This window comes from Brucella sp. BE17, from assembly GCF_039545455.1.
Classification (GTDB): domain Bacteria; phylum Pseudomonadota; class Alphaproteobacteria; order Rhizobiales; family Rhizobiaceae; genus Brucella.
This window is the reverse complement of sequence record NZ_CP154467.1, coordinates 1,545,995-1,558,188: the sequence shown is the minus strand read 5'-3', so window position 1 is coordinate 1,558,188 and position 12,194 is coordinate 1,545,995. Positions and strand designations below refer to the sequence as shown.

Below are 12,194 nucleotides of genomic sequence, written 5' to 3'. Positions count from 1 at the left end.
ACGCTCATACGCGAAAACGCTTCAAAGGTGTACCGCCTATTTGCCGATTTGCAAACGATAGTCGGTTCATATGATGCTTATACGCTTAAATGTCTCCATATAGCGGAATGGCTGTCGTCTCCTTGATTTCCTCCATGACAAAAGAAGCTGATACATCGGAAAGCGGAACGCTGGCTATTAGCCGCTGATAGAGACGGTCATAGGCTTTGACGTCGCTGACGCGCGCTTTCAGCACATAGTCGAGATCTCCGGTCATGCGGTAGACGCCGATGATTTCAGGAAAACGGTGCATGGCGTTGCGAAATACCGTGAGCCAGTCGGGATCATGGCTGGATGTTCGCACCAGAATGAACACGGAAAGACCGCAACCCGCCATCTCAGCATCCACCAGTGCGACACGTGCCTTGATGACGCCATCGTCTTCCATCCGCTTGACCCGTCGCCAGCAGGCGTTACGCGACAGGGTGACACGCTCGGAAAGAGAATCGACGGAAAGCGTACCGTCTTTTTGCAGTTCGACAAGAATTTTACGGTCTATATCGTCAATAATGTTGGTCATATAGGGATATTTGTCCCAATTAAATACAATATTCAAGAATAATTTGAGATTTCATTTGTTCTGGTTTTGCTAACATGGAGGCATGGTGGGCCTATAGCAGCGAACTGAATAAATTTTCAAATGTGATGGGAGAATATTTTATGACCAAAAATATCAGCCGACTTTTTACAGAGCATCCGGCTTCGGTGGATGAGACCTATTTCGAGCACATGCTTTTCGCCGGTCGGTTCTCGTTGAAGCTATTCCTTGCGGCTTTTGCCGCTTTGATTCATGCTATCCTGCCGTTTCTATTCGAAAAAACGGCGAGCGGCATGGTGCGCGAGCTTTATGAGCGCACGCATAACCGGGGTCGGTGAGAAGAGGGTGCTAGGTATTCAATCCCGGCATCTGGTGGATCATATTCTGCCTGATACGCTGCGGGACCGTTTGCGCAATGGTCCCGCCATGCGCGAAAAGATGCCGTCTTTTCGAATGATCGCGTGAAAAAATGCCATTATGATGTGCCCTGCGATCAGTGCAGCAAGCAGCCACGACAATGTGCTATGCAGCGCGTTGGCGGGAGCAATCAGCCATACGCGCTCTTCACCGGTCGCTGGGATCAACGGCAGACCCCAGGGATTCCAGCCTTTGCCATTGCCATATGCCCGTAACAGGGCAAGTGTCGGGATCGCGAACATCAAAAGATAGAGAGCTATATGGCCAGCACGTGCGGCCAAGCCTATTGTTCCGTTTTCGTGAGGCGGGCGTTTGGTTCGGTTGATCCATGCCCACACGGCACGCAGGATGACGAGCAGGAATACCAGAAGTCCAACAGTGCCATGATAAGGTCCGAAGCTGGTGACGGTCTTTACCCATTCCGCCGGGCCAAAACCCTTCCACAATAAGATCGAGAAAAACTGCCAGATCAGCAAATAGGCCATGCCCCAATGCATTGCTCGGCTGATAAGTCCATAGCGCTGGGGTGTATCCAGCCAGTACGCGTCATCATGCTTTGCGTATCGAGCAGTCTTTTTGTGCATCTGGTCCTTGGCCATAAGATCCCAACGTATTTGCGCAACCAGCACTCAATTATCGCGTCATCACCAGCCAGTGATACCGAACGCGATATCTAATTTTTATAACTAGAAAGGATTTTTAATAAAACTGGAGCGGGCGAAGGGATTCGAACCCTCGACCCCAACCTTGGCAAGGTTGTGCTCTACCCCTGAGCTACACCCGCTCGCGCCAGTCTTTCCGGAGACAAATCATCTCTGTCAGGCAGGCGGTATATGAACCAACGCGTTGTAGATTGCAACAGAGAAACTGCGCTCGGACATAAGATTTTTTATCCCTGTGGATGAGGGTAAGTCTCGGTCGACTATTCAACGTTTGAGCCGCGACGCGCTGATCAGGGAAGCGAGCAAGGCAAAGCCTGAAGCGATAAGCAGCATGGAGGGTATCCCTGCTACCCCCCATTTTGCCATCAAGAGAGCGACAAAAGCCGCACCAAGCGATTGCCCCAGCAGCCGCGCAGTGCCGAGCATACCACTTCCAGCCCCGCTGCGGGAGCGAGGAGTGGACGCCATGATCAAGCGATTGTTGGGGGGCTGAAACAGCCCGAAACCAATGCCGCAGATGGCCATGCGCCAGCTAATATCGGCAATCGTCGGCTGGGGAGGCAGCATACCCATCAATGCCAGGCCGGTCGCAAAGGTTATGAGTCCCAAGAGCCCAAGAATCGCTGGTGAGTGTTTATCGGATAACTTGCCGGAAAGCGGCGCCACCAGTGCCAGCGCAATGGGCCAGGGCATCATGAGAAAGCCGACCTCGATGGGCTTGAAACCGAATACGGTTTGAAACAGAAACGGCAGGGAGATGAATGCCATCATTTGTGCCAGAAACGACATGATCGAGGTGCACAATGACAGCGTGAACACCGGAATGCGCAGCAGATCGAGCGGCAGCAGCGGTTCGGGCATGCGCAAGGATCGGCGGGTAAGCCAGATTCCAGCCCCAAGACATAAAACGGCTTGAAGCAAGACAATGCCATAGCCTTCATCGCTGCCAGCGCTGTCGATTGTCGTCACCAGAAGCCCGATCATGAGAGCGCTCAATATCGCGCTGACGATATCGAATTTGCGTTGAGAACGATCATTTTCCGGTAGGCTCACGATACCCATGGCAACCGCGGCAACGCCTAAGGGAATGTTGATCGCAAACAGCCACGGCCAGGTGAACCATGACAAGATAACACCGGCAAGTGTTGGTCCGATCGTTGAGGACAGGGCGACGACAAGGGCGTTAACACCGATTGCCGTGCCGAATTTTGCTTGAGGAACTATATAGCGTAAAAGTGCTGTATTGACACTCATAAGCCCAGCCGCTCCGAACCCCTGTACGATGCGGGCAAGGGTGAGTACTTCCAGTGAGCGTGCAAACACGCAGGCGATCGAAGCGACGGTGAACAGGGAAACACCCAAAAGATACACGCGGCGATAGCCGTAAATCTCACCAAGAACCGCAAGTGGCAGCAGGCTGATCACGATTGCGAGCTGATACCCATTCACGATCCAGATGGAGGCGGCGGGACCTGCGGAAAAATGAGCGGCGATTGTCGGCAAGGCGACACTGGCGATTGTCCCGTCCACAACCGCCAATGTCAAACCCACCATCAGGGTCGCCCAAGCCCAGTAAATACGCGGCTTCGGCAATCCATCGAGCGCTGCGGATGGACCTTTTTGAATAGCAATTTCGTGCTTCATTTCACCAACCGGTAATGACATAAGGTGCAGAACGGACCGGATGCTCTGTATAGGAAACGTTGTCACGAACCTTGCCCCGAATGTAAAGGTCTCAAAACCTTGGAACCTATAATTATTCCCTGTCAGCTGTTAAAAGCGTGCGAAGCAACTGAAACGGTGGCGGTTACATTAGAGTATACAGGAGTGAGGGGAGCTATGGGCCATCTGCTGAACGCGACGCTTGTGACAGCGATCATGCTGGCATCCATCAATGGTGTCTTTGCAAAAGATACGCTGATCGTCGGCGAAGTGCTGGAACCGCCGGGGCTGGACCCGACCGCCAATGCTGCCGCCGGCATACGGCAGGTGACCTATGCCAATCTCTATGAAGGCCTGGTGCGGATTGCCGAGGATGGAACGGTAAAACCGCTGCTGGCTGAAAGCTGGACCGTATCCGATGACAAGCTGACTTACCGGTTCAAACTGCAGGAAGGCGTCCAGTTCCACGATGGTACGCCCTTTGATTGCGCGGTTGTGAAATTTTCCTATGAGCGTGCTGTGGCCTCCGATTCCACCAATGCGCAAAAAGGCCTGTTTGAACCGATTGCCACTACGCAATGTCCCGATGCGACAACGGCTGTTATCACGCTGAAACGACCGGCTTCAAACTTCCTGTTTAATATGGGCTGGGGCGACGCGGTGATGATTGCGCCACAATCGGCAGCAACCAACAAGACCAAACCGATCGGCACGGGGCCGTTTCGTTTCAAGCGTTGGGTGCAGGGAGACCGGGTCGAGCTGGAGCGCAATCCCGATTATTGGGGTGAACCTGCAAAACTCTCCGCTGTCACGTTTCGTTTTGTAAGCGATCCAACAGCTGCGGCAGCAGCGATGCTTGCCGGTGACATTGATGCCTTCCCCATGTTTCAGGCGCCTGAACTCATCAATCGTTTCAGGAATGACGATAAATTGCATGTCGAAGTGGGCGATAGCGCAGGCAAGGTCTTGCTGGCGCTCAACAATGCCAAAGCGCCCTTTAATAATATCAAGGTACGGCAGGCTCTTGCCCACGCCATCGACACAAAGGCGCTGATTGACGGCACTTATTCGGGCGTTGGCACGCCCATCGGCTCGCATTATGCACCGGTCGATCCAGGCTTTATCGATCTTGCGCAAACCTATCCCTATGATCCTGCCAAGGCAAAAAAGCTTTTGCAGGAAGCAGGGGTTGCATCTGGAACCCGCATCACCGTCACATTGCCACCGCCGGTTTATGCGCGGCGCGGTGGCGAGATCATTGCGGCCATGTTGGCGGAAGTGGGTATTCAGGTCAATCTGGTGCCGATTGAATTCGCGCAATGGCTCGATCAGGTATTCAAACGTTCCGATTATGACGCCACGATCATCGCGCATACCGAGGCACGCGACCTCGATATCTATGCGCGGGACAGCTATTACTTCAATTATGACAACGCCGACTATAAGGCGCTCTACAAGGCCTATGCAGAAGCAGGGAGCGACGAAGAGCAATTGCAGCTTGTCAAAAAACTGCAGGAGAAGCTCGCTGCAGACACGCCTAATATTTTTCTTTATGCGCTACCGAAAATCGGCGTCTGGAATAAAAAAGTCAAAGGTCTGTGGAAGAACATGCCGATCCCGGCGGATGACCTGACACAAGCCTATTGGGAGTAGGTCGCCTTGCTGGCTTACATATCCGCTCGCCTGATCTCGCTTCTACTGACCACACTCGCGGCATCCCTCATCGTCTTTTTACTGATGCAGCTTTTGCCAGGAGATCCGGCAGCGGTTATGCTCGGCATGAATGCCGAGCCTGAAACACTTGCCGCCCTCCATCGGCAGCTTGGCCTTGATCAACCTTTGTGGTGGCGCTATCTCGAATGGATCGGCGGTTTCCTCAAAGGTGATTTCGGCACGAGCTATACTTATTCCGTGCCGATCAGCGACTTGCTTGGTCCCCGTATCATGGTCACGCTGCCGCTCGCACTTTTGTCCATGTTGCTTTCGATCGCAGTCGCCATTCCGCTTGGTGTCTATGCAGCTTCAAGGCGCGGCAGAGTGGGTGATCTGCTTTCCATGGGCGTGGCGCAGGTCGGGGTCGCTATCCCCAATTTCTGGCTCGGACTGCTGCTCATCCTGCTGTTCGCATTGCAACTTGGCTGGTTTCCGGCTTCGGGTTTCGCAGGCTGGGAGGGTGGATTCTGGAACGGTCTACGCTCTCTGGTTTTGCCCGCCTTGGCGCTCGCCTTGCCGCTTGCCGCCATTCTTGCCCGCGTTACGCGTTCCTCCGTCATCGAGACACTCGGTGAGGATTTCGTGCGAACTGCGCGGGCCAAGGGGCTGACCCGCAAGGCGGCACTGTGGCGTCATGCCGTCCCCAATGCGCTGATCCCGGTCGTCACCATCATCGGGTTGCAATTCTCGTTTCTTCTGGCCGGAACCATCATCATCGAGAATGTCTTTAATCTGCCGGGCACCGGGCGTCTGGTGTTTCAGGCCATCGCGCAGCGTGATCTTATGACTGTGCAATCGCTGGTAACGCTGCTGGCCGCTTGCGTGATCGCGGTCAATTTCATCATCGATCTCATCTATGGTTTTCTCGACCCGCGTCTTTCGGCAAAGGCGGCGCGATGAACCGCAATCTCACCCTTGGCACATGCATTACGGCACTATTGACCGTTATGGCGCTGGTTTCTCTCGTCTGGACGCCGTGGTCGCCGACCGCAATGAATTTTGCCGACAAGTTGCAGGGACCGGGCCTAGGCCATCTTTTTGGCACCGACAGTTTTGGTCGCGATGTTTTTTCCATGATCATGGTCGGCGCACGCAATACGCTTGCGGTATCGGTGATTGCCGTTCTGGTCGGTGCCGGGATCGGTATTCCGCTGGGTGCGATTGCGGCGGCACGTGGCGGTTATGTGGATGGGTTTGTCATGCGCATGACAGATCTGGCCTTTGCCTTTCCGGCCCTTTTGACCGCCGTCATCATCACGGCGATTTTCGGCCCCGGTGCGATCAATGCGATGATTGCCATTGGTATTTTCAACATTCCGGTCTTCGCGCGTGTCACGCGTGGCGCAGCCCTTGGCATATGGCAGCGTGATTATGTGCTGGCGGCACGCTGTGCCGGGCGCAGCGACGCTGCCATAACGGTGTCGCATGTCCTGCCCAATATCAATCACGTGCTGATTGTGCAGATGACGATCCAGTTTGCACTGGCAATTGTTGCCGAAGCGGGGCTCTCCTATGTCGGACTGGGAACACAGCCGCCCGCTCCAAGCTGGGGCAAGATGCTCAACGATGCCCAGACCTTTATTTACGATGCGCCGTGGCTTGCGCTCTTCCCCGGTCTTGCCATCACCTTTGCCGTTTTGGGCCTCAACATGCTGGGCGATGGTTTGCGCGACATTCTCGACCCGCGATTGCGGAGGCAAGGATGAGCGCACCTCTTCTTGAATTGGCAGATCTGTCGGTAGCACTTCATTCCGCGGCTCGCTCCGTCGATATCCTGTCGGGCATCACGCTGACGCTTGATCGCGGCGAGCGTCTCGGCATCGTGGGTCCGTCCGGCAGCGGCAAATCCATGGCGGCACTGGCCGTGATGGGGCTGTTGCCTGAAACAATGCGCGCAAGCGGAAATCTTTGCTTTGAGGGCGAAAACCTCATCACCCTGCCGGAGACCAAGCTTTGTACCTTACGTGGACGGCGCATGGCGATGATCTTTCAGGAGCCGATGACGGCGCTTAATCCGGTCAAAAGCATCGGTGCCCAGATTACAGAAGGACGCCGTCTGCATCTTGGCGAAAGCCGTGCCAATGCCGAGCGCGAGGCGCGACGTCTGCTGGACCGTGTCGGGCTGCCCGCGCCGCGCTTTGATCTTGATCTTTATCCGCATCAACTGTCCGGCGGGCAGCGCCAGCGCGTGATGATTGCCATGGCCATTGCCTGTGCGCCCGATCTGTTGATTGCCGACGAACCGACTACAGCGCTTGATGTGACGGTGCAGGCACAAATTCTGACGCTTCTCGATGAATTGATCGAGGAGACGGGCATGGCGCTGATGCTGATCAGCCATGATCTTGGTGTTGTGTCGCGCATGACGGAGCGTGTCGCCGTCATGGAGCAAGGACGTATCGTCAAGGCGGGTGAAACAAAGACCGTCATGCGCGAACTGGCGCAGCCTCAAACACATGACTTGCCGCCGTCAGAACATTTTGCAACCAAGCCCATTTTGCAAGTAAAAAACCTTGTGCGCGATTATCCATTGCCGCGCACATCGCTGTTTGCCCGACAGCAGAAAGTCAGGGCATTGCATGGCATCAATCTGGAGATCGCCCAAGGCGAGAGTGTTGGCATTGTGGGCGAAAGCGGTTCTGGCAAATCGACGCTGGCGCGTGCCATCATGGGGCTTGAAAAGCCGCAAGCGGGACAGGTTCTGATTGCCGGACAGGACATTTATACCTTGAGCCGTGAAGGATTGCGCACGGCCCGTAAAGGCTTTCAGGCGATCTTTCAGGACCCTTACGGTTCGCTCGATCCGCGTCACAAGGTCGGTCGTATCCTTGCTGAGCCGGTCGTCTCATTAGAACCGCAAACAAGCGCTTTGGAACGCGGTGCCCGGATTTACGAGGTGCTTGAAGCGGTGGGGTTGCCAAAAGAAGCCGCGCAAAAATACCCGCATGAGTTTTCCGGCGGGCAACGCCAGCGCATTGCAATTGCGCGTGCGCTCATCACCCGTCCCGCACTGATTATTGCCGATGAACCCGTCTCGGCGCTTGATGCATCCATTCAGGCGCAGGTTCTCGAACTGATGCTGGAACTGCGCAAGAAATTCGGCCTCAGCTATCTTTTCATCAGCCATGATCTTGGCGTCGTGCACACTGTCACCGACCGTGTAGCCGTCCTATATCAAGGCCTTATTGTCGAGGAAGGGCCGACGGCACAGGTTTTCGACCATCCGCAACATGCCTATACAAAGGCATTAATAAATGCGGTACTGAAGCCCGTTTAGGTGCGCGGACGAACGGGAGCACGTTCCTTGTAGCGTTCCATGGCGGTCAGTTTCTGGATCAGCGGTTCCGCATCGCGCCAGCCGTAAATCTCGGTGCGAAGATATTCAAGCTCGGCCTCAAGTTCGTCTTCACCTACTTCGGTCCACCATGATTTGGGGCGTCCGTCATTACCGTCCGACCAGCGATAGCCGCGGGCTTTGAGATGATCTTTCATCTCGAACGGGCTGTTTTCGGCATAGATGCGCAGGCGCGATTTCTGGCTGGCTTTCAGCAATTCGGCAAAAGGCGTTGTCTTACCCGATTGTTCTTTCAAAACCGCCAGCAAGGCTTGGCAATCATCTTCGGCGCGATGGCCATTATGGAAATAGCCGCTCTGCCCGATCAGATAGCCAAGTTTGGCACCTTCAAAACCACGCGCGGTCCAGTCCACTTCCTTGACTGAGCAAGCCCATGGCTTGTTGGCAAAGACGGGTGAAAAACGCTCCAGAAAAGGCCTGTCGAAGCCGGCATTATGCGCAATGATGATATCGGCTTCACCGATCAGCCTTTCCAGTTCTTCTCTTGGGATCGTTTGTCCCTTTACCATGTCATCGGTAATGCCGGTGATGCGGGTGATTTCTGCGGGAATGGGTTTTGATGGTTGCTGTAAAGCGCCAAAGGTCGCACAAACATCGCCAATGCTGCCGTCATCGGCATAGCAAAAGACAACAGCGCCAATTTCGATAATTTCTTCCTGCGAGGGATTAAGCCCGGTGGTTTCCGTGTCGATCACTATGCCAAGACGCGGAAAGGCCACTCGGTCGGGATCAGCAACAGTTGGCGGCGGATCAAGACGCTGCAAGATACGATAACATCCGCTATCTTTAAGGCGCCTGACCATCTCCGCTTCATCGGGAACGACCACTCTGCCTTGTTCGGAGCGTGGTTTCTGGCGCGGGCGATGCACGCTTGCTCGTCCTTCCCTCTCCTCGGCGGGAGGGGCAAAAAGGTCGAACTGCTGGCGCATCAAACTTCTCCAGATGGGGGCTGTACCAAGACAGGATGACATTTAGCCTGTTTGAGACCAAGCGTTCATTCGCATTAGTAACAGGTAATGCAGTGAAACAGGATCAGTGCAATTTTGCACCGGGTCTTGGTTTGTAAGGATTTGGTTACCATAATTCGTCATTCTGATGTCAAGGTTTTGAGCCTCTTCCTTGCTATCGGCTTTTGCAGAAGAAACAGAACCGCGTTCCAGTACGGTTGGTATCATGGCGTTTGCAACAGATATGTATGATTATGCGGCTCCACGCAGCAAGAGCATCGGGCTTCCATTTGGATGGCAAGGTTTTGCGCGGTTTTTAGCTTTGCTTCTGGCGGCAATCCTTACGGCGAGCTGGATCATGGCAGCGCTCGGAACACTGGAAGCGATCATTCCGGCCTATGCGCCTATTGTCCCGGTTATGCGTCGCCTGCCGCTAGCGCTAGGTCAACAGAAACACGCGCCGTCACAATCGATACGGCAGAGTTTTATCAATGCATATACGGCGCAATCCGCCTATTCCAATCTCGACTGGCGCCGCAGGTTCGCGGCAGAGGACAGGCCGATTATCACAGATATTGGCCCTCAATCGGTGATCGAAGTCACGCCAATCGCTGATATTTTGGGTGAAAAACTGGCTGCACTCAAAGCGACGGCTCTGGCTTACGTAACCATTCTACAAGATGCTGAACCAGTCCGTCTTGCATCAGCCGAACATTCAGTGCCGCTTCCGGAATTGGCGCCCGAACGGGAAACGAAAGCTACCGTCGCCGATTTCTCCCGTGACGAAGAATTTTTGCCTGAAGACGTTCCGCTGCCCGCAAGAAAGCCTGTTATCGCCGTCCCGCGCAAACAGGCTCCGTCCAGATTTGCCTATGCGCCGCAAACGGCTGAAACGGATAGCCCCGGTCGCCGCCTGTTTGGAACTTCCCATGCGCATGCGTATGGGAATCGTGTGGCTGTTTACGATATTGCCGCAGCAACCGTTTATATGCCGAACGGTGAACGGCTGGAAGCGCATTCCGGGCTTGGCGCCATGCGCGACAACCCGAATTATACGAAGCAGAAAAACCGTGGACCGACACCGCCCCATACCTATAATCTGCGCATGCGTGAGGCGCTCTTTCATGGCGTGGAGGCTATTCGCCTGACACCGATCGACGGCAACAACCGCTATAATCGTGATGGGTTGCTAGCGCACACTTATATGCTGCGACGGCGTGGCGATTCCAACGGCTGCGTAGTGTTTCGCGATTATGCCCGCTTCCTGCGTGCCTTCAAACGCGGTGACGTGAAGCAGCTTGTCGTGGTGCCGCACATGCCTGCGCAAAACTCTGCGCGCATTGCATCGCTTTTCTAAATATTCTGAGCGAACATCAAATGGCGGAGAGAGCGGGATTCGAACCCGCGATACGGTTCCCCGTATACACACTTTCCAGGCGTGCGCCTTCAACCACTCGGCCACCTCTCCGTTTTATATTTTGCAGGGAGACCGCATCCGGCGGTGATTTCTATCTGCAAACGAGATACCATTTTCTAACAGGCGCTGGTTGGTCGCCAATCAATGGTCGCGGCGCGCAATATAGCCAGAATACACTCCGGATCAACCGATATTTGCAAGTTTTTCAATCAAATATCTTTCTTGAGTTTCTTTTGGATGAAAGTCTGGCCAATTGTTTGTTTTTAAACACTTTTAATGCGGAACTTTTTCTTTTTGCGATTTTGAAGGGCACGCTCGTCTTGTGATATGATGTCAATCTGCCGGTACCGGCAGGCGAGTAGAGCGGAATAGGCAAGAATGGCTAGGAGAAGCGAGGCTTGAGCAGAGAATCATGATCCAAATTATTTTGCGGGTTTGCGCGATTATTTTTCTGATGCTGTCTGTCGTGTTTGCCGTACTCGACGGTGCACGTTCGATCGGTGCGGCGCAGCCCGTCAGTCGGTCTCTGCTGTTCATCTGGTCGAACTATAATCCTGAATCCGTTGCCGATGCACAAACGTTGACAGCGCACTATATAGGAGAGGGTGCTTGGGAAAAGATCCTCGTCCCGGTGCTGGCGCAGCCCGGCTGGTTCGTTTTCGGGGTGCTTGCATTATTGTTCTATATAGCGGGATATCGGCGTAAGCGGCCTCTGGGACGCTTTACCGCCTGACAATCCAGCCTCAGGAGTTATCGCCCATGCCTTTTTTCGACACCTATCGCAAAAAGATCGAAATGCCGACGGCTGACGATGCATTACCGGGACGTGCGAAGCCTGTTGCGATCCCGGCTGGCCATTTCGTCACCGGTCACCCACTCGAAGGTCCATGGCCGGATGGCTTTAAAACAATCCTGTTCGGTATGGGGTGTTTCTGGGGTGCTGAACGGATGTTTTGGGAGATGCCTGGCGTCTATGTAACCGCGGTCGGTTATGCTGGCGGTATAACACCCAACCCGACCTATGAAGAAACGTGCACGGGGTTGACGGGGCACGCCGAAGTCGTGCTCGTGGTTTATGATCCCAAGCGGGTCGATCTCAATGAATTGCTGATGCTTTTCTGGGAAGAACACGATCCCACTCAGGGTATGCGTCAGGGCAACGATATCGGTACGACCTATCGTTCGGTCATTTATACTTTTAACGATGCAGATCGTGGCGTGGTCGAAAAAAGTCATGAAGTCTACGCCAAGGCCCTAGCTGCAAAGGGGCTTGGACCGATCACCACCGAAATTGCCGATGCGCCGGAGTTTTATTACGCCGAGGATTATCATCAGCAATATCTTGCAAAAAACCCGAACGGTTATTGCGGATTGCGGGGCACAGGAGTGAGTTGCCCCATGCCGCGTGCGCAATGAGTAATCTGAATCATTTTAAGCGATTGAG

Annotated in this window: 12 protein-coding genes and 2 tRNA genes; 8 read left to right on the top strand and 6 right to left on the bottom strand. The window is 54.2% G+C overall.

What is annotated here, in order from left to right; genetic code table 11:
* Window positions 1-85: 85 nt before the first annotated feature.
* Window positions 86-559 carry an Lrp/AsnC family transcriptional regulator gene (locus tag AAIB41_RS07555; RefSeq protein ID WP_343312701.1) on the bottom strand — a complete coding sequence of 158 codons (474 nt, stop codon included), beginning with the start codon at window positions 557-559 and terminating at the stop codon, window positions 86-88.
* 140 nt (window positions 560-699) lie between these two features.
* On the opposite strand from AAIB41_RS07555, the gene AAIB41_RS07550 reads away from it, so the two are divergent.
* A complete protein-coding gene (locus tag AAIB41_RS07550) occupies window positions 700-915 on the top strand; it encodes a DUF6356 family protein (RefSeq protein ID WP_343312700.1) in 216 nt (71 codons plus the stop codon).
* Window positions 916-954: 39 nt separating this feature from the next.
* Here the strand turns inward: AAIB41_RS07550 and AAIB41_RS07545 are convergent, their stop codons facing one another.
* From AAIB41_RS07545 to AAIB41_RS07535, 3 genes are all read right to left on the bottom strand, one after another.
* The gene (locus AAIB41_RS07545; protein ID WP_343312699.1) at window positions 955-1,578 is read right to left on the bottom strand and encodes a cytochrome b; all 624 of its coding nucleotides are present in this window, start codon (window positions 1,576-1,578) and stop codon (window positions 955-957) included.
* Window positions 1,579-1,703: 125 nt separating this feature from the next.
* Window positions 1,704-1,778 (bottom strand) — tRNA-Gly (locus AAIB41_RS07540).
* 142 nt (window positions 1,779-1,920) lie between these two features.
* A complete protein-coding gene (locus tag AAIB41_RS07535) occupies window positions 1,921-3,300 on the bottom strand; it encodes an MFS transporter (RefSeq protein ID WP_343312698.1) in 1,380 nt (459 codons plus the stop codon).
* A gap of 195 nt (window positions 3,301-3,495) precedes the next feature.
* Between AAIB41_RS07535 and AAIB41_RS07530 the strand changes: the two genes are divergently transcribed.
* The 4 genes from AAIB41_RS07530 to AAIB41_RS07515 are packed head-to-tail and all read left to right on the top strand — an operon-like array spanning window position 3,496 to window position 8,308.
* Complete coding sequence (locus AAIB41_RS07530; RefSeq protein WP_343312697.1) at window positions 3,496-4,971, top strand: ABC transporter substrate-binding protein; 1,476 nt, start codon at window positions 3,496-3,498, stop codon at window positions 4,969-4,971.
* Between the two features lie 6 nt (window positions 4,972-4,977).
* Window positions 4,978-5,931: an ABC transporter permease gene (locus tag AAIB41_RS07525; protein WP_343312696.1), complete on the top strand. Its 954-nt coding sequence runs from the start codon at window positions 4,978-4,980 to the stop codon at window positions 5,929-5,931.
* Window positions 5,928-6,737, top strand: a complete 810-nt coding sequence (locus tag AAIB41_RS07520; RefSeq protein WP_343312695.1) for an ABC transporter permease — start codon at window positions 5,928-5,930, stop codon at window positions 6,735-6,737. Before AAIB41_RS07525 ends, AAIB41_RS07520 begins: the two co-directional genes overlap by 4 nt.
* Window positions 6,734-8,308, top strand: coding sequence for a dipeptide ABC transporter ATP-binding protein (locus AAIB41_RS07515; protein ID WP_343312694.1), 1,575 nt, complete (start codon window positions 6,734-6,736; stop codon window positions 8,306-8,308). Before AAIB41_RS07520 ends, AAIB41_RS07515 begins: the two co-directional genes overlap by 4 nt.
* On the opposite strand, the gene AAIB41_RS07510 is transcribed toward AAIB41_RS07515, so the two are convergent.
* Window positions 8,305-9,315 (bottom strand): 3'-5' exonuclease, encoded by a 1,011-nt coding sequence (locus AAIB41_RS07510; RefSeq protein ID WP_343312693.1) that lies wholly within the window; start codon window positions 9,313-9,315, stop codon window positions 8,305-8,307. The genes AAIB41_RS07515 and AAIB41_RS07510 overlap by 4 nt on opposite strands.
* A 244-nt stretch (window positions 9,316-9,559) precedes the next feature.
* Between AAIB41_RS07510 and AAIB41_RS07505 the strand changes: the two genes are divergently transcribed.
* On the top strand, window positions 9,560-10,690 hold the full coding sequence (locus tag AAIB41_RS07505; RefSeq protein ID WP_343312692.1) for a DUF2778 domain-containing protein: 1,131 nt from the start codon (window positions 9,560-9,562) through the stop codon (window positions 10,688-10,690).
* A gap of 21 nt (window positions 10,691-10,711) precedes the next feature.
* On the opposite strand, the gene AAIB41_RS07500 is transcribed toward AAIB41_RS07505, so the two are convergent.
* Window positions 10,712-10,801, bottom strand: a tRNA-Ser gene (locus tag AAIB41_RS07500).
* Window positions 10,802-11,162: 361 nt separating this feature from the next.
* Here AAIB41_RS07500 and AAIB41_RS07495 point away from each other — a divergent pair.
* On the top strand, window positions 11,163-11,483 hold the full coding sequence (locus tag AAIB41_RS07495; RefSeq protein WP_343312691.1) for a hypothetical protein: 321 nt from the start codon (window positions 11,163-11,165) through the stop codon (window positions 11,481-11,483).
* A gap of 26 nt (window positions 11,484-11,509) precedes the next feature.
* The gene (gene msrA / locus AAIB41_RS07490; RefSeq protein ID WP_343312690.1) at window positions 11,510-12,166 is read left to right on the top strand and encodes a peptide-methionine (S)-S-oxide reductase MsrA; all 657 of its coding nucleotides are present in this window, start codon (window positions 11,510-11,512) and stop codon (window positions 12,164-12,166) included.
* Window positions 12,167-12,194 lie beyond the last annotated feature (28 nt).